The organism is Aquimarina megaterium XH134, assembly GCF_000520975.1.
GTDB classification, from domain to species: domain Bacteria; phylum Bacteroidota; class Bacteroidia; order Flavobacteriales; family Flavobacteriaceae; genus Aquimarina; species Aquimarina megaterium.
Window position 1 is genome coordinate 19,846 of the sequence record NZ_JACB01000040.1, and the last position, 25,088, is coordinate 44,933.

Annotated in this window: 24 protein-coding genes and 1 pseudogene; 3 read left to right on the forward strand and 22 right to left on the reverse strand. The window is 32.3% G+C overall.

Annotated features, from left to right (window positions below; all coding sequences use genetic code 11):
* Positions 1–44: 44 nt before the first annotated feature.
* On the reverse strand, positions 45–2,672 hold the full coding sequence (locus Z053_RS0120520; protein ID WP_025666847.1) for a TonB-dependent receptor: 2,628 nt from the start codon (positions 2,670–2,672) through the stop codon (positions 45–47).
* Positions 2,673–2,947: 275 nt separating this feature from the next.
* On the opposite strand from Z053_RS0120520, the gene Z053_RS0120525 reads away from it, so the two are divergent.
* Positions 2,948–3,967, forward strand: a complete 1,020-nt coding sequence (locus Z053_RS0120525; protein ID WP_025666848.1) for a LacI family DNA-binding transcriptional regulator — start codon at positions 2,948–2,950, stop codon at positions 3,965–3,967.
* Between the two features lie 7 nt (positions 3,968–3,974).
* Here the strand turns inward: Z053_RS0120525 and Z053_RS31150 are convergent.
* From Z053_RS31150 to Z053_RS0120610, 17 genes and pseudogenes are all read right to left on the reverse strand, one after another.
* Positions 3,975–4,142, reverse strand: a pseudogene (locus Z053_RS31150) (tRNA epoxyqueuosine(34) reductase QueG); the annotation flags it as partial.
* Positions 4,143–4,246: 104 nt separating this feature from the next.
* A complete protein-coding gene (locus tag Z053_RS0120535) occupies positions 4,247–4,435 on the reverse strand; it encodes a hypothetical protein (protein WP_025666849.1) in 189 nt (62 codons plus the stop codon).
* Positions 4,436–4,505: 70 nt separating this feature from the next.
* A complete protein-coding gene (locus Z053_RS0120540; protein ID WP_025666850.1) occupies positions 4,506–4,691 on the reverse strand; it encodes a hypothetical protein in 186 nt (61 codons plus the stop codon).
* 48 nt (positions 4,692–4,739) lie between these two features.
* Positions 4,740–4,949, reverse strand: coding sequence for a hypothetical protein (locus tag Z053_RS0120545; protein WP_025666851.1), 210 nt, complete (start codon positions 4,947–4,949; stop codon positions 4,740–4,742).
* 89 nt (positions 4,950–5,038) lie between these two features.
* The gene (locus tag Z053_RS0120550) at positions 5,039–6,655 is read right to left on the reverse strand and encodes a vitamin K epoxide reductase family protein (protein ID WP_025666852.1); all 1,617 of its coding nucleotides are present in this window, start codon (positions 6,653–6,655) and stop codon (positions 5,039–5,041) included.
* A 194-nt stretch (positions 6,656–6,849) separates the two neighbouring features.
* Positions 6,850–7,497 carry a hypothetical protein gene (locus Z053_RS0120555; RefSeq protein WP_025666853.1) on the reverse strand — a complete coding sequence of 216 codons (648 nt, stop codon included), beginning with the start codon at positions 7,495–7,497 and terminating at the stop codon, positions 6,850–6,852.
* 113 nt (positions 7,498–7,610) lie between these two features.
* A complete protein-coding gene (locus Z053_RS0120560) occupies positions 7,611–8,351 on the reverse strand; it encodes a LytR/AlgR family response regulator transcription factor (protein WP_025666854.1) in 741 nt (246 codons plus the stop codon).
* Positions 8,344–10,194, reverse strand: a complete 1,851-nt coding sequence (locus Z053_RS0120565) for a histidine kinase (RefSeq protein WP_035096498.1) — start codon at positions 10,192–10,194, stop codon at positions 8,344–8,346. The genes Z053_RS0120560 and Z053_RS0120565 overlap by 8 nt, the downstream gene beginning before the upstream one ends.
* A gap of 68 nt (positions 10,195–10,262) precedes the next feature.
* A complete protein-coding gene (gene queG, locus Z053_RS0120570) occupies positions 10,263–11,189 on the reverse strand; it encodes a tRNA epoxyqueuosine(34) reductase QueG (protein WP_025666856.1) in 927 nt (308 codons plus the stop codon).
* Positions 11,190–11,660, reverse strand: coding sequence for a mechanosensitive ion channel domain-containing protein (locus Z053_RS0120575; protein ID WP_241459847.1), 471 nt, complete (start codon positions 11,658–11,660; stop codon positions 11,190–11,192).
* 129 nt (positions 11,661–11,789) lie between these two features.
* Positions 11,790–12,218 (reverse strand): hypothetical protein, encoded by a 429-nt coding sequence (locus Z053_RS0120580; RefSeq protein WP_025666858.1) that lies wholly within the window; start codon positions 12,216–12,218, stop codon positions 11,790–11,792.
* A gap of 377 nt (positions 12,219–12,595) precedes the next feature.
* Positions 12,596–12,790 (reverse strand): hypothetical protein, encoded by a 195-nt coding sequence (locus Z053_RS0120585; RefSeq protein ID WP_025666859.1) that lies wholly within the window; start codon positions 12,788–12,790, stop codon positions 12,596–12,598.
* A 9-nt stretch (positions 12,791–12,799) separates the two neighbouring features.
* The gene (locus Z053_RS0120590) at positions 12,800–13,531 is read right to left on the reverse strand and encodes a hypothetical protein (RefSeq protein WP_035096500.1); all 732 of its coding nucleotides are present in this window, start codon (positions 13,529–13,531) and stop codon (positions 12,800–12,802) included.
* 114 nt (positions 13,532–13,645) lie between these two features.
* The gene (locus Z053_RS0120595; protein WP_035096501.1) at positions 13,646–13,957 is read right to left on the reverse strand and encodes a hypothetical protein; all 312 of its coding nucleotides are present in this window, start codon (positions 13,955–13,957) and stop codon (positions 13,646–13,648) included.
* Positions 13,958–14,177: 220 nt separating this feature from the next.
* Positions 14,178–15,638, reverse strand: coding sequence for a hypothetical protein (locus tag Z053_RS0120600; protein WP_035096502.1), 1,461 nt, complete (start codon positions 15,636–15,638; stop codon positions 14,178–14,180).
* A 10-nt stretch (positions 15,639–15,648) separates the two neighbouring features.
* The gene (locus Z053_RS0120605; protein ID WP_025666863.1) at positions 15,649–15,927 is read right to left on the reverse strand and encodes a hypothetical protein; all 279 of its coding nucleotides are present in this window, start codon (positions 15,925–15,927) and stop codon (positions 15,649–15,651) included.
* A gap of 4 nt (positions 15,928–15,931) precedes the next feature.
* Positions 15,932–16,141, reverse strand: coding sequence for a hypothetical protein (locus Z053_RS0120610; protein ID WP_025666864.1), 210 nt, complete (start codon positions 16,139–16,141; stop codon positions 15,932–15,934).
* A 113-nt stretch (positions 16,142–16,254) separates the two neighbouring features.
* Here Z053_RS0120610 and Z053_RS0120615 point away from each other — a divergent pair, with 113 nt between their 5' ends.
* Positions 16,255–16,806, forward strand: coding sequence for an RNA polymerase sigma factor (locus tag Z053_RS0120615; RefSeq protein WP_025666865.1), 552 nt, complete (start codon positions 16,255–16,257; stop codon positions 16,804–16,806).
* Positions 16,803–17,519 carry a tetratricopeptide repeat protein gene (locus tag Z053_RS0120620; protein ID WP_025666866.1) on the forward strand — a complete coding sequence of 239 codons (717 nt, stop codon included), beginning with the start codon at positions 16,803–16,805 and terminating at the stop codon, positions 17,517–17,519. Before Z053_RS0120615 ends, Z053_RS0120620 begins: the two co-directional genes overlap by 4 nt.
* Here Z053_RS0120620 and Z053_RS0120625 read toward each other — a convergent pair.
* From Z053_RS0120625 to Z053_RS0120640, 4 genes are all read right to left on the reverse strand, one after another.
* The gene (locus Z053_RS0120625; RefSeq protein ID WP_025666867.1) at positions 17,499–20,564 is read right to left on the reverse strand and encodes a CHAT domain-containing protein; all 3,066 of its coding nucleotides are present in this window, start codon (positions 20,562–20,564) and stop codon (positions 17,499–17,501) included. The two genes, Z053_RS0120620 and Z053_RS0120625, sit on opposite strands and share 21 nt — an antisense overlap.
* 54 nt (positions 20,565–20,618) lie before the next feature.
* Positions 20,619–21,950 carry a cytochrome P450 gene (locus Z053_RS0120630; RefSeq protein WP_025666868.1) on the reverse strand — a complete coding sequence of 444 codons (1,332 nt, stop codon included), beginning with the start codon at positions 21,948–21,950 and terminating at the stop codon, positions 20,619–20,621.
* 39 nt (positions 21,951–21,989) lie between these two features.
* Complete coding sequence (gene ruvB / locus Z053_RS0120635) at positions 21,990–23,012, reverse strand: Holliday junction branch migration DNA helicase RuvB (RefSeq protein WP_025666869.1); 1,023 nt, start codon at positions 23,010–23,012, stop codon at positions 21,990–21,992.
* 218 nt (positions 23,013–23,230) lie between these two features.
* On the reverse strand, positions 23,231–25,048 hold the full coding sequence (locus Z053_RS0120640; RefSeq protein WP_025666870.1) for a cytochrome c oxidase subunit I: 1,818 nt from the start codon (positions 25,046–25,048) through the stop codon (positions 23,231–23,233).
* Positions 25,049–25,088: the final 40 nt, after the last annotated feature.

Consider the following 25,088-nt stretch of genomic DNA (forward strand, 5'->3'; position numbering starts at 1 on the left):
TTAAAACTGCCCGAGCAATACGAGCAGTTTTTGGCTCCAAACAATTAAAAGTCTATTGCTACAGATAATCTATAGGCTCGACCTAAAATTGGTCTGGCCAGAAAGACATCATCATTAGCATTAGTTGTTCCTCTTGGGTTACCTTCGGTTAATCCTATTTCATTAAACAGATTAGAAGCATCAAACCCAAATCGTAAGTTTTTCACTTTGTAATACGCTCCGGCGTTAAAAACATTAAAAGCAGGAAGTTCTGTGGTATTAGCTTCGTCCTGATATTTTTTACCAAAATGTGACCATTGTGTATATAATCCCAGGTCTTTAATGATTTCTACTTGTGGTCTTAGTGTGAAGTACACATTAGGGATTCTCCTTGCATTATTTCCTTCATAATTAAAAGTTGTACCATCTGCATTAGCTCCAGAAAAATTATCATACTCTGGTTTTTGAACCGTAATATTAGCTTCTACTGCAAAAGCTTTATATTTAGCATTAGCCTCTAACTCTACTCCTATATTGTTTACATCGGCAAATTTATTTTCTGAAGTACCATCTGCCAAAATATCTGTAAAGGCAATATTATCCATATTCATATAGAAAAAGTTTGCATAAACACCTATGTTGGAAGAAGAATATTTAAACCCTAATTCTGACTGATCAACCTCGGTAACCTCGATAGCGCTAAGATCAGAAGCATTATCGTAGTAAGACTCTTCTATGGGTGATCTAAATCCGTGACTATGTCTTGCATAGATCGCCATATTATCACTAAACTTATAATTTAATGCGGTAGTATATGATAATTCGTCTACATCATAATTCCAATATGTATATGGATTACCATCTACAACGGTAAGTGCATCATCGGCAGTATTATCAGGTAGTAAACCTAAATCTGTTGAAAAAAATCGTGCATTATCACGATATCCAGCATATTTATCATCGTCATAACGAAGCCCAAAATTAGCAGTTAGATTATCTGTGAAATTAACTTCTGCATCTATATAAAGAGCATTTAATCTTCCTTTGGTTTGTGCATCTCTTTCTAACCAGGTAATTCTTTCTATTCCGTTATAAGTTCTAGAAACTCCTGTACTGGTGTCTACCAGGTTTACCAATCTGGGATTATCAGATACATCAACTAGATAATTGCTCCAGTTCCAATATTGGTTTGATTTCCAATTAGAATAATAATACCCTAGGGTGACATTTATTTTTTCGAAATGAAATGAAAATGCCAGATTGTTTGCAAAGTTAGACATGTCTTTATCGATTGCCCAGTGATCTGCACGCATTACCAATGTATTTGGATTTAAAGCTGCGCCTGTATCTACATATGTGTACTCGGCATTTGCTGCATCGGTTAGCGGAAACTGTGTTGTTCCTGTAGCAAAATCGGCTTGTGTATTTGGCCCTCCCGTACTAAAGATTGCATTATAATTTAAATCAATGCTCGTATTCCTGAAAGTGTTCTTTACCGATACCACATCAGAGATATGATATTTAAGCTCTCCTCCAATTGCATCTACATTGGGATTTACACCATCTTCTAGATCTCTTTCAAAAAAACCTCCTCCTATCTGCGGCACTCTTAATCTACTAAAATTTCTTGATGCTAATGTTCCGTAATTGGCATCGAATCCTTCGAATTCTTCTGGATTTCCATCGCTATCTCCCCGCAATGGTATTGGCAATAAGAACAGGTTTCTGTCATCCAGTTTTTTATAGTTTATTCTGGCATAGCCCCCATCAAATTTATAGGTAAGATTAAATTTCATCTGCCCTCCTTTGTTAGCTTCAAATCCCGGATCTCGAATTCCCTGATCCACTCTATAAAACCCTCCTATATTAAAAAGTAATTTATCCTCTACAATTGCCCCTCCAATGTTGAGATCTGTTCTAAAAAGCCCGTAATCCCCTACGGTCATTTTAGCCCTTCCGATTAATTCATTTTGACCTGTTTTAGAGATAAAATTGATAATTCCGCCAGGTGCATTTGTAGCAAAAACAGAAGCAGATCCTCCTCGTATAGCTTCCATTCTTTTAACAGTTTCATCTAATCTATACCAGTTATCAGCATTTGCAAACTGTAAGGCTCCATCTTCAAAAACAGGAAGTCCATCTTCCTGAATCTGAACAAATTCATATGCTCCAGCGGATGGAATCCCTCTGGCAAAAAGATTATTTCCTACCTCTCCTCCCGAAGTTTCAACTACAAATCCAGGGATTGATTGTAGTAGATCAGCAGTACTCTGCGGAGCTTTTTGCTCTAATTCTTTAACTCCCATTGTGGTTATTGCTACACTGGATTCTAATTTTGTTCGTGGATTAGAAGATCCGGTAACTACAATCTCATCTAATGAGAGCAGGTCTTCTTCTAAGATAACATCTTTGATAATATTATCTGCCATGATAATCTCTTCTCTTACGGTCTTAAACCCAACCGAAGAAATTATCAAAACATAGGTAGCATTGATTTCTAAATTATTAATTATATATTCTCCATCAAAATCTGATGTTGCCCCTCTGTTGGTTCCCTCTAGTAATATATTAACCCCAATTACCGGAACGCCTTTATTATCTTTAATCGTTCCTGATACACTTTTCCCTTCTTGAGCAATAGAATCCCCTATCCCAAAAACTAAGAAGAGAATAATACATAGTCTTGTTCTCATAATTTTTTAAGTATTTAGTTCTCTGCAATTTCACAAAACCTTAATGATAATTTATTCTTTCTTTAAGATTCAAGGGGTTCGAAATCGTTTTCGATACAATCGAAAACGATTTCGAAAGAACTATTCCTTTAGGGCAAAAAGCCCTTATAAAAGTACTTTTCTCATTCCTTTTGTCCTTTTTCATTAATAAGGGAGGTTTTTCAAATTTTTATATTTTATTAATCTAATTGTATTTTAGCTTAAATTGTATATTTAATAAATATAACATTTAGTCTATGAAAGTTACTACTCTAAAAGATATTGCTAATGAATTAGGAATTTCTGTAGCAACTGTATCCAAGGCTTTAAAAGACTATCCCGATGTAAATAAAGGCACCAAGGAAAAGGTTCTTCAGACGGCTAGAAAACTGAATTATTCACCTAATCAATTAGCTGTAAATCTAAGAACTAAGCAAACAAAAACGATTGGTGTTATTATCCCAACTACGGTACATCATTTTTTTTCTAAAGTAATAGATGGTATCATTGAGGAAGCAGAAAAAAAAGGGTATCTCGTTATTATTCTTCAATCTAGTGAAAAACTATTTCTCGAAAAACTACAAGTAAATTTATTACTTGATAAGCGCGTAGATGGTATATTAATGTCTTTATCTAATAAAACTAACGAATTTGTTCACCTAAAAAAAGTACTAAGTCGAAATATCCCTTTGGTTCTTTTTGATAAAACAGAACCTTCTATATCTTGTTCTAAAGTACGCATCGATGATAAAAAAGCAGCATACGAAGCTGTTTCATATCTTATTTCCAAAGGACACAAAAAGATATCACATTTCAGAGGTGATCTTAATCCAAAAATTTCTAACGATCGTTTTGAAGGATACAAAGAAGCATTAGAAGATCATGGAATCACATATGATCCTTCGTTGGTATATCTGTGTAATAACAATACCGATTTTGAAGACGGATATAATAATGCAAAAAAATTAATCCATGAAAACCCCGAGGTTGATTCTATTTTCACAATAACCGATCTTGTGGCAATTGGTGCAATAAAATATTTTAATGAAAACAACATCAAAATCCCCGATGATGTAGCTGTTTTTGGATTTAGCAACTGGTTTATGTCTTCTGTTGTCTCTCCTACATTAACAACTGTACATCAACCTGCACATCAAATGGGAGTTGTTGCCACAGAGATTTTACTAGATGAAATAGAATTAAATAAAGAAAATAAACCTTGTCTTCATAAAGAGATCATTCTGCCTACCAAGCTTATTTTTAGAGAATCATGTTAATCGTTTTTTAATCTCTAAATAAAAAATCGATATTCCTTTGCAACCCCGAGAATTTGGTTCTTTTTACTGCAGATTTCTGAAACACCTTTGAAAATACTTCTTGTGTGATCTCTTCCCAGTCTTTTTTTGACATCTCTAGTAATTCTGGTTTTGGATTAAAAAGTGGTTCGTTATAAAGAGTACGGGAAAGTCATATAACAACAGGTACTTAATTCTTTGATCACAAATAAAACCCAGAAGAAAAACTCCTGGATCTTAATTTTGAAACTCTAACTTGCATTAATTACAGGTATTTGCAATAGGGCATGGTGTATTAATGCTATCTACCCAACCATTACAAGAACCATCTCGACACCATTCACAACAAAATCTACCCGCTGCAAACGAACTTTCTTTACCTCCATTAATTGACTGTTGCTCTACTGTGCTCAATTTCTGAGCTCCTTTTAAATTTAATAAATTTTTCATTTGATAAATTTTTATTTATTATTATACGAGTGATTATTTTAAAGACATTCACCTCTTTATGTCTACAACTCTATCTACAATTAGCACCTCCGTTCACACTTAAAACGCAGAAATAAGGATCAGACCCACAACAATAATCTGGTGGACAAAGGTGATTCTGACAAAATGGTGGTCTTTTAGTAACTCCTCCATTAACTGATTTTTGTTCTTGTTTGCTCAATTGTTGAGCTCCTTTTAGATTTAATAAATTTTTCATGATTAAAATTTTACGTTAATATTATAATTACTGAATGTGATTCAATTTTTATACAGGATAACAAAATCCTGCTCGACCTGGTTTTGTTAAAAAAGTTCCATAACTACATTTATAATTGCATCCTGAAATATTGCTAACACAATCTTCTACTGTTATACATCTAGCATAGTAATCACAACTGCCTTTGGATCTACCTCCATTAATAACTCGTTGTTCTTGTTTGGGCAAAACATAGCCTAATTTCTTTAATTTTTCCATTATTTATATTTATCAGAGATTAACATTATAGTGACCATTTAAAGACGTTCACCTTCACGTCTATGTATTGTATTCGTAAAAAATAATATTTAAGATGTCAAAACACTTCTCATAATATCTTTAGAAGCTGCAAATTCATCGATAAAGTATGTAAGATCCTTTCGATCGTATTCTTGCGGAAACAGTTTGTTATTTAAATATAAAGCCGGTGTAAAATTAATGGCGTTGATCATACACCAATGCTTTTGATCATTCAATACATTGTCAAAAGAATTTGAAGTTTTATTGACTTGGTTTTCTAACCATTTTTGAAGATTAACATCTTCTTCATATACTTCACTCAATGCATTTAAGGCACGACTTTCACCTTCAGTGTTATATATATTGAGTAATATTGTGACTAACCGATACAACAATCCATCTTTATCAGATGTATCAACATTAAAGCGTACAATTACTTTTATTTTATCTTGTAGTTTATCTAGTAAGTACTCTATGTCGGCATGTGTCTTTTTACAGTAAAAACACAGAGGATTTGTTACTATTACTAATTCGACCTTTGCATTTTTATTACCAAACATCAACTCTTCAGAAAAGTAATCAATAACTGAAAGCGTCTCACTTTCATCATACAGTAGCTTAAATAAAGAAAACTTACGTTTAAATTTATAATAGGCAATTTCAGTTTTTTGTAAGGTTTCTTTTTTCTCTATCAATGGTTTTAAAAAGTTCCAAATGCCTATTACAATTATCAAACTCAACACAAATAATATGAGCTCACGTCGATTAAAAACTGAGTTCAGACTGGAAAAATCATCTACTGTCATAACCACAAATTGAAACACCAAAACAGTAGCTAATCCAAGACACAAAGGGCACCATTTTTTTATGACTCGGTATTGATAATACAATGAATATATTACAAAAGGAAGTGTCATTAAGGTAACAAAGGGTAATATTATAAATCTGCCAGTTCCATTAACAAACAATAAAATCGAGAACAAACAATAGGTAGCGAAGGTTACCATGCTAATATCGCTTAGTTTAAAAAGCCTTAATATCGTGGCTCCTTTTGAATTTAATACAGCATCACAACTTGTTTTTTTAGACAGGTTACAAAATTGTTTTGCGGCACCAGATTGTAGTCCTAACTCATGTCTAACTATAAATACACTTATAACTAAACCAATAAGACTAAGTACAAAATGAATTTGTTTTACAACATCAGATTGTTTGATTAAAAAATATCCAATACATAACAATACTATAAGGACTACTACTCTATTTAGAATAACAGAACGATAAAAAGTTGTTTTGGTTTCTGGAATATTTTCATCTTTTTCTATGGCAAGTACAATTCCATTCCATAGAGATAAAAAATCTTGCTCTTCAATGAATTTGGTTTTATTCGTACCAGTAACAATTCTAATTTTTCCTTTTCTCTTTTCTGCCAGTACTAAATCTTCACCATTGCTAGTTAAAATATCGGCAATGAAGCAGGCAGGAAGTTTTCTGAACATTTCTTTATTTACAGATAAACGCAACGCTAAATTTGGAATATTAAAATGATCTAATACTCCTGTAAGTGAGTGAAGACTAGGATAAGATGGATGACTAGATAATTGAAGTCGTAATTCTTCTTTGTTTATATCAATATTATTCTTGATGATTAGTTTTTCAAGAATATTATAAAGTTGCTCTTTCATAACATTTAACCTTTGCAAGACGTTATCTGTCTTTTACAAGCTAAATTTGAGATTAATGAAAGAGGATTACAATAGTGAATTCATAAGTGCTATTGATAATTTCATATTCGTTACGCTAGAAAAGCAAGGGTAAAACAAAAAGAGGTTGTCTCAAAAGACAACCTCTTTTTGTTTACATAATTGTATACAGGAATTTACTCGTTTTCGGAATTCTTTACAATGATAACATTATCTCGAGTATTTGAATTAATGACTATTTCTTCTACTTCACATCGATCGAAGTGTTTAAAACCTTGTGAATTTCTTATCAAATCAACTTGAGCAGATGATTTAACATTATCTAAACTTTGATTATATCCACTAGGTAGATACAACTCAAAATCATAATCATTTAGCAACATATGTATATATAAGTATTCTAGACTTCCCGAGCCAGGTCTATCACCAGGTCTTGGAGTACCTGAAGGTGTAGGCACTCTACAAATGGGTCCAGTATAATAACGAAACTCTGTTATGAATGCTTCTCTAAAAGGATTATCATTATTCAATAAACTCTCCAAAGCGATGATATTTGTTTGTGAGCGATCTCCCAAGGTATTCACAAAAAAACTTTCGGCTGATGTATTTCTCACCAATGCTTGAGCAGTTAAATAAGACACCCATAGCATTATGTTTTCGAGGCTTTCTTCTTCGGTTTCTTCGATTTGAGTATCAAAAGCAGTTTTACTTACTTTAAAAGCATTTTGATTTTCAATAAGATTCGGATCGATATACTCTTCTTTATTGCAAGAATAAAAAGCAATGAATAAGAATAATAGTAAAAATCTAAAGATTGTTTTCATGACATTTGATGTTTTCCATTTTTTTTAAATTTAACAAATAATCTAATTGAGAATAGATGGTTTCATATTTGAAACGGACTAATTCATATTAGCAAATCGTAATTTCATATTTGTTATTTAAAAATTTTCTCAATCACATAATCCTTACGTCTGCTAGACACAGGCACCCTTATCTCAGAATCGACCACTAAAACTCCTTGTTTGCTATAACTTAATACATGTTTTTTATTTACTATATAAGACTGATGACAACGTATAAAAACATCATCAGACAGTAATTCCAGTACTTTTTTTATAGGTTTAGAAACTACTATTTTTTTTGATTGTAAGGTATAGAAGGTAGTGTAGTTACCCTCAGATTTACAGTATAAAATATCGTCTTCATAAACGACATATACATTTTCTAATGTCTTTAAAATAATACGTTTATTTTGCACGCCTTGAAAATACTCACTGGATATTTCTATCAGCTTTTCTAGGTTTTTTTCTTTTTTTGAGTTTTCGATAGCTTTTGTTACTGCTTCCTTAAATTCTGCATCATCAATCGGTTTTAGAATATAATCCAACGCACCTACTTTTATAGCTTTAACAGCGTGTTCATCAAAAGCCGTAACAAATATGATATCAAAATTTTTATTTCCAATTTTAGACACCAAATCAAAACTCGTTCCATCTGTTAAATGAATATCTAAAAAAAGTAAATCCGGCTTTTTTTCTTCAATTGTTTTTATTGCAGAATCAACACTTTCAACCTCCCCAACCACCTCAATATCTTGACTAAAGTATTTGATTAACTTGCCCCTGATCTTATCTCTTACATAAGCCTCATCATCTACCAATATTGCTTTAATCATCTTCTGAAAATTTATAGGGGATTAAAAATTCAACCAGCACACCTGATTTGATCGCATCAATATTCTTTTTATCCAGAATATTAACCTTTTGTTTTGTGGCTTTGTAAATAAATTTTGAAATTAATTTCATTGACACAGAATTTTTATATCCTTTATTCGTGGTATCCAAACCTACTCCATTATCCTCAATCGTGCAATGAATAAATTTATTTTGCAATTTCAATGTGATATCTATTTGCCCTTTACACAATATCCCTAAAAACCCGTGTTCTATACTGTTCTCTACAAAAGGTTGAATTAGCATCGGAGGAATAAATAGTAGTTCTTCTTCGTCAAAATTTTCTAAGCTAATGTTGTATTCAAATTTATCTGGAAAACGTAATAACTGAAGATCCATATATTTGCGTAATAGCTCTAATTCATTTTCTATCTGCACATAGTTATGAATCGAATTTTCTAAAATCAATCGTAACAATCGGGAGAATCTGAGTAAATAATCTAATGCACCTTCCTGATTTTCTTCGATTTGGTTTTGAATAACCGATAATGTATTGAATGTAAAATGCGGATTCATTTGTACCCTTAGTAAACGTTGTTGCATTTGTATTTCCTGTTTTTGAAACCTATAGCGCCTCTGTCTATACAACAAATATCCAACTAGCATCAATAACCCAGAAAAACCAAGTAAAGCTATTAGTTTTACGTTTTTAAGCTCTGATTCATTTTTAGCTGCAATGGCTATTTTTTCTTTTTCATTGGCCGATTGCAAAGCAAAAAGTTCTTCATCGATTTTTTTTTGATGTTGCCTATTATTTTCTTTTATTAAGTTCCTATATTCAGTAAGAAGTTCTTCTTCCTTATCCTTTGTTCTATAATTTAATATAAAACGATACTCGTTGTACTTGGTCACATAAGCAGGGAATGAATTAGCATTAATTATTGCCTTTGTTGAATCCAGATACTTTTCTGCAGCCCCATATTCTTCAATTTCCAAATATAAATCGGTTAAATTGTTATAGGATTCTAATACATTGAAGTTATGGTATAGCGGAATTTCTTTGGAAAGTTTTAAAACATTCTTAAAATACTTTGCTGTTTCTTTATAGTTTCCTTCAAAATAATTTAATACCCCATATGTTCTATATAACTGTCTTTTTGCATCCTTCCCACATTCTATGGTATTTAAACTATCTAATAATGTAAAAGCTTCCTTTTTTTTTCCTAAACGAAGATATAATGTTTCTGCTTTTGAATTTGCAGTAACCACAAACATATCGATATTTGTAGATTTTCTGGCTGCTTCTAATGTCTTTGAATTATAATATAAAGATTTTTCAAAATCTCCTAAATTAATATGTACACGTTCCAAGAAGTTATATGCATATACTAAATCCCCACTATTGTCCTTGTTACGGGAAATCTTAATAAATTTTTGAGCAGCGTTGATTCCGTTAGCTAAATTATTATTGTCTTCATCAGTCTCCCATGTATTTCGGAAATATACTCGATTCCTTTTTCTATCATTTGGTCCCTTTACCAAATCAATTGTCTTATGAAAATAAAACATTGCAGAATCAAATTCTTCTATCATTTTGTAATAATAACCTTTTCTAAAAAGATTTTCTATTAGAAGAGTATCTGGTAATCTTTCATTATTATCAATAATATATCGGGCCGCAGAAATATGTACTAATGTTGAATCATTTACAGTATTTTTTGCCAGAGAATGTAAATCATCAATACTAGCAATTTTATATAACAAATCACTTTCAGCATTTTTTTTATTACATGCAAAAAATAATCCTGAGATTGTAATTAAAAATATTAGGTGAGGTTTTCGCATATATTTTTTATAGAAAAAAATCAACTTTAGATTCACTAAAATATGTTTTTTTCCTTGAAACAATGCCTTTACTTCTTTAAAAAACTAATATTTCGCTGAAGACCAGAAAACTTAGTTCTTTTTACTGCAGATTTCTGAAACACCTTTGAAAATACTTCTTGTGTGATCTCTTCCCAGTCTTTTTTTGACATCTCTAGTAATCCTGGTTTTGGATTAAAAAGTGGTTCATTGTGAGGTTTAGAAAAGCGATTCCATGGACATACATCCTGGCACACATCACAACCAAACATCCAATCATCAAATTGGTTTTTATAGCTATTAGGAATCTCTTCTTTAAGCTCTATCGTAAAATACGATATGCACTTACTGCCATCTACCACATAAGGTTCTACAATTGCTTGCGTAGGACAAGCATCAATACATGCTGTACATGTACCGCAATGGTCTGTAACGGGAGTATCATATTCTAAATCAAGATCTATGATAAGCTCTGCAATAAAATAAAAAGAACCTACCTGTTGTGTTAACAGATTACTATTTTTACCAATCCAACCCAATCCACTTTTTGCTGCCCACGCTTTATCTAATACAGGTGCAGAATCTACAAAGGCTCGCCCATGGACCTCGCCAATTTCTTCCTCAATAAAATGTAATAACTGCTTCAGTTTATCTTTAATCACAAAATGATAATCGGTACCATATGCATATTTAGACAGTTTGGGAGCTTCGGGATCTTTTTGTTTTTCTGAAGGGAAATAATTGAGTAGCAATGATATTACACTTTTTGAATCGTCTACCAATTTGGTAGGATCCAGGCGTTTATCAAAATGATTTTCCATATACCGCATCTCACCGTGCATATTTTGGTTAAGCCATTTTTCTAAACGCGGAGCTTCCTGTTCCAGAAATTCTGCTTTAGAAATTCCGCACGACAGAAAACCCAAGCGTTTTGCCTCGGATTTGATACGTTGAGTGTATTTGGTTTTAGAATTCAATTACACTTCTTCTTTATGTTCAATTTGTTTTTCTGGGTACTTATTCATGATTTGGATTCCTTTCTGTATCACAAGAGATGTAGGCAAAGTTATGTTTTCGCCTCGATCTGTAACCATAAAAAGATAAAATCCTGTAATATCTTTCACTTCTCCGGTCCAATCAAAATCTTTATCCAAAATCCGTATCCTATCTCCTATCCTAACTGGATGACTAAAAAATAAAATAATGCTTGCGGTAAGATTAGATAAGATTGACCATTGTGCAAAAAAAGCAATTCCCAATACTGCTAAAACCGAAGAAATAAAAACACTAAATTGTTTAAGTTCTACTCCCCAGATAATCACTAAAGCTGTCCCTGCAATAAGGTAATGAAGTAAGTTAGACAGGTTACGTATTAGTTTTCTCCTATCGGCATTTATAGATTTTAATTTTGCAAACTTTTTGATTACTCTTTTTGTAATTAATAGCACAAAAAATAATAGTATCAATACTATTATGGACAATAAAATTTCATTTCTAAAAGCGATCATCATTTAGTTTATTAGCGTATTGCATATTTGTTCTAGCAAAAATACGCAAAGAAGTTGTTTAAACTTTTTTCAATTCGCTCTTTTAAATACAAAATCATCATTTCCTCCATCAGTAAGTGTAAGTATATCACCTTGTAATTTATATGAAAACACATCCTTTGGAGGAGGAAAAGTTCCTTCTATCAATTTTATGGTATTATCTGTAATTTCTTCACTGTCCCCACTTACACATAACTTAGTCCCATTTTGAACAACTACCATCGAATTTACAGTCACAATGGTCTCTTTGTCAAATTTTAGTGTTGTTGCTTTTTTATCACAACCTATCAGAACACTCCCTACATTTAAATTGTAGCCTTGTTCTGTTGTGCTTTCTAAAATCCACGTACCAATAACAGTATCATTATTAGGATTTGGATTTGGATTTGGATCATTATCGCTTGAGCACGATGATATCATAATTGCCAACATGGCAAATATGGAGATATATTTTTTCATAATTATCTATATATTAAATGATTAACCTTTATTCACTAACTTTTTAATACTAAAAAAAGTATTATTTGTACATCTATTATTTTTTTTATCCTAAAAACCAGAGTACCCTATTTGGCAATCTGGTTTTCTTTGATCTATTACCTAACTATATTTATAATTTTAGCATAGTCTAATATGGATTTCGACAAATCTCTGCGCATTCTCTTGCAGACAAACCAACACAGAGTATTTGCTTACAGTTATTGATTCTCCCTGCAAGGATTGATTTTTGTGCAATTTTACTCAGAACTTTAACCTTATTTAATTTAAGAATTTTCATGATTTTGATTATTTTAAAATTAGTATTCTGTGAATATTTAAAGACATCCTGGATATATCTACCTGCATGGTACTCGTACCTTAACCCATCGACAATGCCTTGCAGTTAATGGTGGAAAACCAACTGTATCACATATCCATTTCCATTGCCAACAGGTAAGTATGGGATCAGGAAGGTTTATATCTCCGCCTCCTATTAACTTTTGTGCGGTTTTACTTAGGGTTTTAATTCCTTCTATTTTTAAATTTTTCATATCGTTATTTTAAAAGTTTAATCTCCCAGTTCCTCTTTCTCCTGTAGCATAACAATCCCAACCCCAGAAATAATTATTATCTAACCAAACATTAGGATGTGATCTTACTACAGTACCTCCAGTTGCGGCTACATTCTGTTGATATGGATAGGCATATACATCAAAAGTTGTAGGAAACCATCCATCAGTTCCTTTTAGGCATATGGTAGCAGATTGAATCTCAATCCAGCTCACCGCTTGTCCGGGATAACTGGTTCGGTATAAATAATAATCTGTTTGACCTCTCTCCCTATCATTTCCGCTTTTATCCAAATTACTAATACTATGATAACGTATTCCTTTACTTGTTCTAAATTTTACTGTAGCCTTTACATCGCCATCAGTTTCATTGTCTCCTTGAGATCCGGTTATCGTTTTAATTCTATAAAACCATTCTGTACTCACTCCTTTTTCATTATTAACAGCAAGTGGATTTTGTAATATATATTCAGTAACAGCTTCTTCAAATTTCGCAGAAGCTTCTTCTTCATTGATATCGGCACCATACCGCTCGTGTAATACAGGAAATACCTCGTCAGTATTTTCAACAATTTTGGTGTCGCTGTTACCTGTCTTACTCATAAAACCTTCTGTCTGATTCGAAATTTCTGTATTCAGGCTTTCTTCTTTTTCACAGGAAGCAATAGCCAATACGAATACGACCCCTACTACATACATTTTTAGATTTGTTAGTCTTTTCATTTTATTTAATAATTAGTTTTTTGCCTACTCTATTCACTTTTCGGCTACCGTGTTTACTTAAATCCAGATTATGCTACTCAAAAAATGGTTTTAGAAAGTATATTTCAGTTGTATTCAGAATCTAATTTCAGGAGAGTTTTGAGCTACTCCTCCTCCATCAACATAATAGGTCACATTAGTATCCTTTTTTACTTTTATTTGCATTCTTGCTCTGGTCAATGACCATTTACCAACTTGAAGTTTTTTGTAGGTTCTTCCGTCTAACTTTTGTTTCTGTCTGTCTGTCCCAAACCAGCCAACACCATATCTAACTTTAATTGAAGCATCGTTTGGGGCTTTAAAAAAAGCAACCCCATTGGCATTAAAAAAGCTTTCCATAGTTTTCCATTTCCCCTTTTTCACAAATTTTTCCCTAATCGTGGCCATAACTTATTATATATTTTATTTTCTTGCTTACTCTATACACTTTTCAGCTTACGTGTTATCTAATACCAATTATTTTTAAGCTTTAATTCTGAACTATTAATAGCAGCTTTAATTACTGTTATTAATAGTTCTATTTTTATATTACATAAAGGCATATGTCTCCATATCCATAAGAATATGGGATCGTTGATTACGTTAAATTTTATATGAGAAGGTTAGGTTATGTAATATTCACGGTAATTTGATAATCTCCTAGATTCGAAGTGACAACACTATTAGTACTTCTTTTACCCGAAGGAAATGTAGCATTTACAATTCCAATTTTATCATTCTCAATATCACCTCCTTCTAATAAATCTTTTCCCAGCTTTAAAAACCCTTTTCTAATCCCCTCTCCTGCTGTTTTTCGTTCTTGAGAAGTTAACTTAGACGAACTCGCTATTTTTGAAGACAATCCTACAGATTTACCAAGAATATCATGAATAGGATCAGCTTCATATCCATTAGTTGATATTTTAACTTGTTGTGTTTTGTGTAAATGAAGAACTACGTTGTGATTTAATGTGCGTCTTCCTTTATCCATACTTTCAAACAATCTCCATCGGCCATTAATACCAACATACAGATACCATTCATCCTTCTTTTTAAAAATTATTCCATCGGGATCTTTATCCTTTTTAAAAACAGCTTCTCGTACTGCAACAGTTACTTTTTTAATATGCTTAGCATCTATTCCTTTGGGGTCAGACCATCCTCCGCTAATTATTACTCCGTAATTATCTGATGGAATGTTTTTTCCTTTTAGCGGAATCGTCACTCTTAACAATTTTGGATCATCACTTGGAAAAGGAGTAATTATTGGATTAATAGTACTCGCAATCATTTTCTTTACTTTGAATTTCGGAATTGAAGAAACTGATGGTTTTGGCGGTAGGTAGATGTCAAAAGTATAATTTTGATCGTTGATCTTTTGATTGATGTAGCCTCCTTTTTTATTTATATAAACGATCGCTTGACTAGCTCTGGATAGTCCTTTATTTCCAGAGAAAAGATCGGTTTCTTCACGAAAAGATATTACTGCTTTGGGCGGATGTATTTCGGACCTGTGTTTTCCGTTTTTAGGATGCCCACAGTCATAGATCCATCTTCCTGTAACTTGTATACGATCGCCGGGCATAGGTAATGACCATAATGGAACAAATTTAGAATCCCATTCGCATTCCATTACAGCAATCTGATTTTTAGCATCATACTTCCCATTTGCCGGACTATTTAGGTAAAAAAACTGTTTATCGGTTTTTACAAAATAGTTCCAATCATAACTATGATGCCACGGTTTAAGAGGAAAATCTGTACCCGATATTCTGCTTTGTGTCAAAACACCTTTTATTGTTCGTATCTGAGCTCCCGTTCTTGAATCTCTTTTTGCTGCTGAGACCCAGGAGGGAACAACTTCTCCAAATTCTTTTGTTAAGATTTTTGGCAAGATCACAAGCTTTAATGAATTGCTCTTCCTGCACCCACATTTAAATCCATTTCCATCATTTTCTGAAGAAAACACCGAATGTGCTTTTTTTATAGATGTTGGTAAGCCAAAATGCATTTCATGATTTTGCCTTATACTAATTACGGGAAACGAAATGCCTTGTTGTTGGTAAATATTTCTTACACTTAATGTCATGATTGATTTTTTAAGGTTCCAGGTTTTTTACTCTCGTTTCCAAATCTTTTAATTTATCCAACACATCAAGGTTTCCTATCATCAACTTTTTGTGTACTATAAAATTTGATGTTTTAGAATCGAAAGTGGCGAGCAAATTGTTTGCAGATCCAAAGACTTCTATTTTTGTTCCTTGTAATTTTACCTTACTATTCGTTAAAACTATATCTGCCTGTTGTTGATTTGGCTGAAATACTTTACCTACTAATACCGGATTGATTTTTATCGCTGGTTTTGTCACTTTTGCCATAATGTTAATTGTTTTTGGGTATTGCGTTACTAATTATTTTTAGTTTATCGATTACATAACCAATAAAATACCAGGTTGCTAAAAAAGCAATACACTCAAAAGCAAAGCTTCCCAATTTGTAAAAAGATTCTGCTATCAATAGTGATATTCCTAGTGAAGGGATAAATTCTAGAGTAATTTCCCAAAACGTTAGTTTTTTTAAAATGCGATTCATAATTCTTAACTTTTATATGTTTTATACTCTTTATGGAAGAAAAAAACCAAATCTTAACACCTATAGAAGAAAAATTGTTTTTTTATACCTTAGAGGAATAGAAATCATACCCAGTGGATCCATCCCTTATTGACATTTTAATTCATAGTAATCCTAAGGAAATAAGTAAATTATATTATTTACACAGGAGCGCTTTTTTAAATTTTGGAAAAAAATATGGTGTAGACCAAGACACCATGGCCGATATCTATCAAGATGCATTTGTAGTACTTAGAAAGCAAGCAATACAAGGAAAATTGAAGGTTGTGAACAGCTCTTTAAAAACCTATTTATTTGGTATCGGTAAACGAATGATTTTCAATCATTATAAACAGCATAAAAATACAGTTTCACTAGAACCAAAACTTCATATTGCCAGTGAAAACATTGAAGAAATTGCATTTGATGAATCTGGTGAACTTTCTGTAGAACAGACACTATTACGAACTTTTTTTAATAAATTAGGAAAACGATGCCAGGAGATGTTAATATTATTCTATTATCGAGGACTAACAGTAGAAGAGATTGCCGAAAAAGAAGGATATGACAATACTAATGTGGTGAGTAGCCAAAAATCCCGATGCATTAAGCAATTAAGAGCAATGATTAATCCCCTTAAACAATGAAACCCCAGGATCTCATATCAAAATACATTCAAGGTACCTTAACAGTTGAGGAGCAACAGGAGTTTGATACCTTATTAAATACTGACCAAAATTTCAGAGATGAAGTACTATTTCACACTAATCTTAAAAAAGTAGTGGAACATAAAGATGATAATGATTTTAGGCATTTGCTTTCTGATCTTGAATCTAATGTTAAGAAAAAAAAGACTTTAAAATGGTGGTATGCAGCGGCGGCTATTCTTGTGCTGTTAGGAACTACTTATTTTTGGAACACTAAAAAACCTGTGTCTAATGATGAGTTATTTGCTACTTATTTTAAGCCGTATAGAAATATTCTTCAACCTGTGGTAAGAAGTGGTGAACATAAAAATATGATATCTGTTGCTTTTAATGCTTACGAAAACGGTAATTTTAAAAAGGCTCTCGACGCATTCGATATAGTATTAGAAACTGAAGCAAATGACACCCTTCAATTTTATAAAGCAAATGCCTTGTTAAAACTCAATAAAGCTAAAAAAGCAATTATAATTTTAGAGAACCGAAATGAAATTAAAAACTCGTTTAGTGAAAAAAATCATTGGTATTTGGCCATGGCATATCTAAAAGTTGGCCAGCTTGACAAAGCTAAAGAACAATTAGAATTATTAATAAAGATTCCTGACAGCGAATATAAAAGGACAGAAGCTAAAGAATTACTTAAAAAACTTAATTAGTTTTTTTCTAAAAATCAAAACCAGAATCAAAACCAATATCATTATCCACCAGTGCACAAAATTTTGTGCTAAAGATTCGGTATTACCCGAGACTACAAATCCAGCCCAATAAAAAGGGTGTTTTAAAGCATTATCTTTTACACTACCAAGATACTGAAGCTTTGCTTGTTGCAATGCTCTATCTTTAGCATATCCTTTTTTCAAACTTTTATAAAAATAGTTCATTATCACTGAGGTTTCTTTATCTGGTACTTTCCATAAACTCATTACTGTACTTTTTGCTCCCGCATAATGAAAAGCTCTAGACATACTCATTACGCCTTCGCCTTTTTCTAATTTTCCGAACCCCGTATTACAAGCGCTAAGCACAATCATTTCTGAAGGAATTGATAATCCATAAATATCAGATGCCATTAAAATATTCTTATTACCATTTTCAGAAAATATAAGCTTATTCATCATTGCATTTTTTTTATCAATCTCTGCATGAGTAGCCAAATGTAGTATTGAAGAATTAGCAGTTTCAGCAATAAAATTTTTAACAGAAGCCTCTTCATCCAAATATGCTTTACCTTTCATCATTTTTGAAACACTCTTAATTTCAGCATAGCTTGAAGCAAAAGAATTATCATTTTCATATTTTGGTGCAAAACCACTCCATTTCATTCCTTTTGCAGTTTTTAATGATCTCTCTGTTAATGCTTTCAATACTGTTGCAGAACCTACATAACTTATAGCATATTCTTTAAGCATATATCCTTTTCCAGTATGCAAAACCTCAAAAGGAACATAATTAAGTACATTATCTGTTACCAGTATTAGATTTTCTTTGAGGTCTAAATTTTTCAGCAAAGCTGTAAATATTCGTTTAGAATTTTCTTTAAGATCTTGTTGGTTAAGTATTTGTTTTCTCAATTCCTTGATTGATTTAGTCAACTCATTTATTATTGGTAACCTTTTAAAATCAATAGTGTCATTATTTATGACGAAAACGTATAGGTCTTTCTCTCCCACAAAATATTCAACCAAAGTAGTATTTGTATTCAAATATTCCTTTTGTAATTGTGAAACTTTGATTGTGTGATCAGCATATTTTAGCCGATAATATTCAGGATAATCTCTTTCAATTTTATGTAATAAATCCTCGAGTTTCATACTATAATCTAATCGTAAACTCATGGTAGAATCTACCTTGAATGAATCTGTTTGAGTATGTAGTGATGTTCTAATAGAGGATAATTTTCTTTTCAGCATATTCTCCTGTTGTAATAGAGAATCAGGGACTCCGGCAATTTTTTTAAACTGTTTATCTTTTATCCCTGTTACCAATGCACTATTTCTATTAATTTCTGAAAACTGAAATGCTTTTTCCAAATATTTCTTTTGTTGAGTACTTTGAAATAAAACATAGCAAAGCTCGATTGCTTTATCAAAATAATCTGGATTTTTATGCCCTACATTTATCAAAGATCTATCAGTAGTATATTCCTTTTTGATTTCGCGAATATTTTGGATCATCAAATCCATGTTTTCATACGATTCCTCAATTGATCTTATTGTATTTGAATTTGTATATTCGGTTAATGCGATACAATTATTAAGATGAATAGCTTCGACCATCAATAAAGGAAAATCATGTTCTCCTTTGGCATACAAGGCAAAATGTTTTTGGATTATCCCTAAGGCATTTTTATGATTTCCTTGTTTAAACAAAGCCTCTGCTAATAATAGCTCACTTTTTAAGACATACCTATGATTTTCATAAAAGTGATCCGAAAAATTAACGAATGCTTTAGTGTAGAAATCTGTTGCTTTTTTATACTTCTTTTGTTTCATATACATATCACCTATACCTTGGTAACACTCTGCTTCCTGAAACTTAGAATCCATTTTTTTACTTCTTCGTAATGCTTCTTTATAATATTTTTCGGCTTCTACATACTCGGCAAGCTTCACATAAGTATCAGCAATTGATGTTAGATTCTGTATCGGAAACCAATTATATACTCCATAAGACTTTTCTCTAACCCTCAAGGCTTTCTTATCAAAATCCAAGGATATCGCATATTCCTCTTTTAATTTTAGATATCTCACATACCAAGCTTGTATATTTGCAGTATTAAGATGATTTTCTCCATAGATAATCACTGCTTTTTTTAAAGCCTTATCGATATACTCTTCTGCTTTTTCTAAATCATTTTTCTTAGCATAAATACCACTAATAGCTGTATAAATATCTGTAATAAAACCCACTTCTTCACCTTGATTTCTAAGATCATACGTAGCCGATTTCTTATAGAATTCTATAGCCATATTATAATCTCCTAAGGCTTCATTTACAACTCCAATATTAAAAGTTGTTGTTGCAAGATCATATAAATTAGCTTTGTTTTCTAACTTAAGTTGATATGCTTTATTATAATAATTATGTGCTTCATTAAAATCTCCTTTCAATAAATAGGCACTTCCCAAATTATTTAATAACTCTGCTCTATTTAGATGTGAAATCGAGTACTCAGAAAAATTCAATGTTTTCTTTATCAATTGTATCGCTTCATCAAATCGACCAATAGTCCACAAAATGTTACTTCGTACGGTATATGTTCTTACAAGGTTATATTTAGGTAATGCCGATTTCTTTAATTGTTCTTTTAAAATCTCATCACTTACCTGTAATGCTTTTACAGTGTAACCATCCTTTCTATGAATTACAGCTTTTGTGTTCATTAACTCACCCCATAGACTATCGTTTTTTATTGTTGAAGACGTATAGTTTTTAATAGAAACATTAATTGTTTCTAATGCAGAAGGAAAATTATTTTTATAAATTTCGATATTAGAGATGTATAATTGTGATTTTAGATAGTTTTTAATATCATCTTTCTCTAAAAAATAATCTGAAGCAAGCTCAAAATGAAGTAATGCTTCTTTATAATTATACTGAATATACGCCGCAACCCCTTTTTGATATGCTTTATTTTCTTGAAGCGAAAATACAGATGAGCTTATCAAAAAACATAAATGAAAGATTAGTAATTTCTTCATTTAGGGTAAAAGTTTAGTTTAAATATAAAACTAAAGATCTAAACCACAATATATTTACCTCTCAACAAATGTAAGCATTGCGTTTTCGGGCTTTAAAGTGATCAATGGTTTAATATCAACTTTATGAAGATTGGTATTTATTTTATACTTTCCTACCAAAGCACTTATTGCAAGAATCATTTCATACATCGCAAAATTATTACCAATACACATTCTGGGCCCTGATCCAAAAGGGAAATACCAATCAGAATATTCTTTTTTATCAATATCAGGATGAAATCGATCAGGATCAAATGTCGAAGGGTCTTTCCAAAAACTTTTATGTCTGTGGATTTCAAAAAACGAAACCAGGATAGTTGTTCCTTTTTTTAGTTTTAAATCCTGATAATTATCATCTTCAATAGCCACGCGATCAGAAAAATAAGCAGGTGGATATAACCGCATTGCTTCTTCAATACACTGTTTTGTATATCGAAATTTTGCTATCTGTTCTATTGGCGGTAAATCATCTGGAGTTTCAGAAACTTCTTGATATACCTGTTCCTGAATCTCAGGATGAAGCGCCAGTAATACAGCCGTAAAGGTTAATGCATTAGACGTAGTTTCATGCCCTGCTACAAACAGAATTAGAATTTCATCTATCAACTGTTCATTACCCATCACACTACCATCATCATATTTTGATGTTAGCAGCATATCTAACAGGTCATTATACACTTTATTAGAGTTTCTTCTTTCTTCTATAATTGTATTAAGAATATCTCTTGCCTCCTGAGTTAGCTTGAGTGTATTTTTGATTTTTCCACTAAAGTAAAACCACCATCGTTTATAAGGCTGTCTTATTTCCTGTACCAATGATTTCTGAGCAGCTTCGGTTATATGTTGCAATCGCGAAATAGTATCTCCTTGTGTATCTGTATAGCCAAATAATGACTTGGCTACTACTTTAAACGCCAAATCACTCATTACAGGAAAAATATCGATTTCTTTATTGGAGGGTATCTTTATAAACTCTTCTTCTATTACTTCTTTAATCGTATTTATCAAGGATTCTAACTTCTTCTTATGAAAAGCAGGTTGAATTAAACGCCTTTGCTTTAACCATTTTTCTCCTGTAGAAGTTAATAATCCTTCTCCTACATACTTTGCCAGATCTTTTGTTTGTAATTCGGATTTGCTATATCGTCTATGTTGTTTTTGCAGCATATGCTTAGCAAAACCAGCATCACGAGTAAAAATAACGGTTTTACCAAATCCTAATTGGACTTTAAAAGCGTCTCCATGTTTTTCAAAATTTTCATGATGAAAAGGAAGTGGGTTTTTAAGAATACGACTTGCGTTATTAAGAACTCTAAAAAAAGAAACTATAGGGAGATTGGTATTCATTTTATTGTAGTCTTGTATTTAATCAGGAAATAGTAATCATTAAAACAACCCTCCTTGAATTCCTCCTTTTACTCTTCCCAAGTGTTTATAGGCCGCTTCTGTTACTTCTCTACCTCTTGGTGTACGCATAATAAAGCCTTGCTGAATCAGAAAAGGTTCATACACCTCTTCGATCGTTTCGGCACTTTCACTAACAGCTGTAGCAAGTGTAGTGATCCCAACGGGGCCGCCTTTAAATTTATCGATCAACGTAGTTAGAATTTTATTATCCATTTCATCTAAGCCATGAGCATCTACATTAAGCGCTTTTAAGGCAAATTTAGAAATTTCGATATCTATCTTACCATTTCCTTTAATTTGTGCAAAATCACGTACTCTACGCAATAAAGCATTAGCTATTCTAGGTGTTCCTCTACTCCTACCTGCTATTTCGATAGCGGCTTCCATAGAAATTGGAACATTAAGTATATGAGCGCTACGCTGTACTATGGTAGATAACAATTCTGTTGTGTAGTATTGTAATCGAGACTGAATCCCAAATCGTGCCCTCATAGGTGCTGTTAGCAACCCAGAACGAGTCGTCGCTCCTACCAATGTAAATGGATTCAAATTAATTTGAACTGTACGTGCATTAGGACCACTCTCAATCATAATATCAATCTTATAGTCTTCCATTGCAGAATACAAATATTCTTCTACTATAGGACTTAATCTATGAATCTCATCTATAAACAATACATCTCTATCATCCAGATTTGTTAATAGTCCCGCCAGATCTCCGGGTTTATCCAAAACTGGTCCCGAAGTAACTTTAATTCCAACTCCTAATTCGTTGGCAAGAATATGGGCTAAAGTGGTTTTCCCTAAACCGGGAGGACCATGAAAAAGAGTATGATCAAGAGCTTCATCTCTCAAATTTGCTGCCTGAACAAAAATCTCTAAATTCTCAAGAACCTGATCCTGACCAGCAAAATCATCAAAGGCAAGAGGCCGTAATGCTCTTTCGATATCCAGATCTTCGTTAGAAAAATTTTCGTTTGTTGGATCAAGGTTTTCGTTCATTTATAAAATCTCATTATCATCGATCCGATAGCTATATATCGGTATTAAGTTTACTACTACTATTTAAATCCGGGTTCTATTGATATAACACCAGAGCGTCATTAACAAATATAATAAAAAGAGTTCCCGATCAACTTCGAATACTAGTTAATTAATCAGAAAAGAAAAAGCCTTTTCATTTTCATGAAAAGGCTTTTTTATATCTTTTAAACATCAGATTAATGATGCATTTCTTCTTCTCCTTCTTGTAATGGAATAATCTGAGAGACAAAATCCTGCCCTGCAATTACATATTCTCCATTTTCATTTGTCTTACTATAGTCATAAGGCCATCTGTGTACATGAGGAATTTCTCCTGGCCAGTTACCATGCATATGTTCTACCGGAGTAGTCCATTCTAAAGTATTAGATTTCCATGGATTCTGAACTGCCTTCTTTCCGTAGAAAATAGAACTTATAAAATTATACAAGAACACTAACTGTCCTGCAGCTGCAAAAATAGCGAAAGCTGTTATTAATACATTAGTATCTGTTAAATCATCAAAATAAGGAAAATTAGAGTTTGTATAATAACGTCTCGGTAATCCCGCCATTCCTACAAAGTGCATTGGGAAGAATACTCCATATGCTCCTATAGCGGTAATCCAAAAATGCACATATCCTAAATTTTTATTCATCATCTTACCATACATTTTAGGGAACCAATGATATACTCCTGCAAATAATCCATATAGTGCAGAAATACCCATCACCAGGTGAAAGTGCGCTACTACAAAATATGTATCATGAACATTAATATCTAATGTACTATCTCCTAATATAATACCAGTAAGACCTCCTGTAATAAATGTAGATACTAATCCTATTGAGAATAACATTGCGGGATTAAATTGCAAGTTACCTTTCCATAGAGTAGTAATATAATTAAATGCTTTTACTGCAGAAGGAATAGCAATCAATAAGGTCGTAAATGTAAATACAGAACCTAAGAAAGGATTCATACCAGATACAAACATATGATGCCCCCAAACAATTGTAGATAAGAATGCAATTGCTAATATAGAAGCAACCATCGCACGGTATCCAAATATAGGTTTACGAGCATTTGTAGCTATAATCTCTGAAGTAATACCTAAAGCCGGTAGTAATACAATATATACTTCTGGATGCCCCAAGAACCAGAATAAATGTTCAAAAAGAACTGGCGAACCACCCTGGTTATGTAGCACTTCTCCTTGTATATAAATATCACTTAAATAGAAAGAAGTACCAAAACTTCTATCCATTATTAACAATAATGCTGCTGATAATAATACTGGAAACGAAACAATACCAATTATAGCTGTTACAAAGAATGCCCATATGGTTAAAGGTAAACGAGTCATTGACATTCCTTTGGTTCGTAAGTTGATTACAGTTACTACATAGTTCAAAGAACCAAGTAAAGAAGAGGCAATAAATATCGCCATAGAAACTAACCATAATGTCATCCCTGTTCCCGAACCTCCTATAGCTTGTGGCAATGCACTTAGCGGAGGATAAATTGTCCATCCTGCCGATGCTGGTCCTGCTTCTGCAAATAATGACAATACCATGATAACACTACTTAAAAAGAATAACCAGTACGATATCATATTTAAGAATCCAGAAGCCATATCACGAGCTCCAATCTGTAATGGAATAAGAAGGTTACTAAAGGTACCACTCAATCCTGCTGTCAATACAAAAAATACCATTATAGTACCGTGTATTGTTACCAAAGCCAGGTATATTCCCGGATCCATAACTCCATCTTCACCAAATTTACCTAATAAAATTTCATAAATAGTAAACTGGTGGTCTGGCCATGCCAATTGCATTCTAAATAATAAAGACATTGCAATACCAATAATCCCCATAATCAAACCAGTAATTAAGTACTGCTTAGAGATCATCTTGTGATCCTGACTAAAAATATATTTGGTAATAAATGTTTCTTTATGATGTCCGTGATCGTCGTGATCGTGATCGTGGTTATCTCCTTGAGTTACTGACATAACGCTATTTCTTTTTAATATAATATATTAATTTTCTTCT

What these genes read in the sequence shown, in the direction of transcription:
- Z053_RS0120545 (WP_025666851.1), bottom strand. Translation starts at nt 4,949, where the DNA reads ATGGAAAAATTAAAGAAATTAGGCTATGTTTTGCCCAAACAAGAACAA.
- Z053_RS0120585 (WP_025666859.1), bottom strand. Translation starts at nt 12,790, where the DNA reads ATGAAAAATTTAAAAATAGAAGGAATTAAAACCCTAAGTAAAACCGCA.
- Z053_RS0120550 (WP_025666852.1), bottom strand. Translation starts at nt 6,655, where the DNA reads ATGAAAGAGCAACTTTATAATATTCTTGAAAAACTAATCATCAAGAAT.
- Z053_RS0120630 (WP_025666868.1), bottom strand. Translation starts at nt 21,950, where the DNA reads ATGAATACCAATCTCCCTATAGTTTCTTTTTTTAGAGTTCTTAATAAC.
- Z053_RS0120625 (WP_025666867.1), bottom strand. Translation starts at nt 20,564, where the DNA reads ATGAAGAAATTACTAATCTTTCATTTATGTTTTTTGATAAGCTCATCT.
- Z053_RS0120580 (WP_025666858.1), bottom strand. Translation starts at nt 12,218, where the DNA reads ATGAAAAAATATATCTCCATATTTGCCATGTTGGCAATTATGATATCA.
- Z053_RS0120600 (WP_035096502.1), bottom strand. Translation starts at nt 15,638, where the DNA reads ATGACATTAAGTGTAAGAAATATTTACCAACAACAAGGCATTTCGTTT.
- Z053_RS0120610 (WP_025666864.1), bottom strand. Translation starts at nt 16,141, where the DNA reads ATGAATCGCATTTTAAAAAAACTAACGTTTTGGGAAATTACTCTAGAA.
- Z053_RS0120555 (WP_025666853.1), bottom strand. Translation starts at nt 7,497, where the DNA reads ATGAAAACAATCTTTAGATTTTTACTATTATTCTTATTCATTGCTTTT.
- Z053_RS0120640 (WP_025666870.1), bottom strand. Translation starts at nt 25,048, where the DNA reads ATGTCAGTAACTCAAGGAGATAACCACGATCACGATCACGACGATCAC.
- Z053_RS0120560 (WP_025666854.1), bottom strand. Translation starts at nt 8,351, where the DNA reads ATGATTAAAGCAATATTGGTAGATGATGAGGCTTATGTAAGAGATAAG.
- Z053_RS0120525 (WP_025666848.1), top strand. Translation starts at nt 2,948, where the DNA reads ATGAAAGTTACTACTCTAAAAGATATTGCTAATGAATTAGGAATTTCT.
- Z053_RS0120540 (WP_025666850.1), bottom strand. Translation starts at nt 4,691, where the DNA reads ATGAAAAATTTATTAAATCTAAAAGGAGCTCAACAATTGAGCAAACAA.
- Z053_RS0120535 (WP_025666849.1), bottom strand. Translation starts at nt 4,435, where the DNA reads ATGAAAAATTTATTAAATTTAAAAGGAGCTCAGAAATTGAGCACAGTA.
- Z053_RS0120620 (WP_025666866.1), top strand. Translation starts at nt 16,803, where the DNA reads ATGAAACCCCAGGATCTCATATCAAAATACATTCAAGGTACCTTAACA.
- Z053_RS0120595 (WP_035096501.1), bottom strand. Translation starts at nt 13,957, where the DNA reads ATGGCCACGATTAGGGAAAAATTTGTGAAAAAGGGGAAATGGAAAACT.
- Z053_RS0120520 (WP_025666847.1), bottom strand. Translation starts at nt 2,672, where the DNA reads ATGAGAACAAGACTATGTATTATTCTCTTCTTAGTTTTTGGGATAGGG.
- Z053_RS0120605 (WP_025666863.1), bottom strand. Translation starts at nt 15,927, where the DNA reads ATGGCAAAAGTGACAAAACCAGCGATAAAAATCAATCCGGTATTAGTA.
- Z053_RS0120565 (WP_035096498.1), bottom strand. Translation starts at nt 10,194, where the DNA reads ATGCGAAAACCTCACCTAATATTTTTAATTACAATCTCAGGATTATTT.
- ruvB (WP_025666869.1), bottom strand. Translation starts at nt 23,012, where the DNA reads ATGAACGAAAACCTTGATCCAACAAACGAAAATTTTTCTAACGAAGAT.
- Z053_RS0120590 (WP_035096500.1), bottom strand. Translation starts at nt 13,531, where the DNA reads ATGAAAAGACTAACAAATCTAAAAATGTATGTAGTAGGGGTCGTATTC.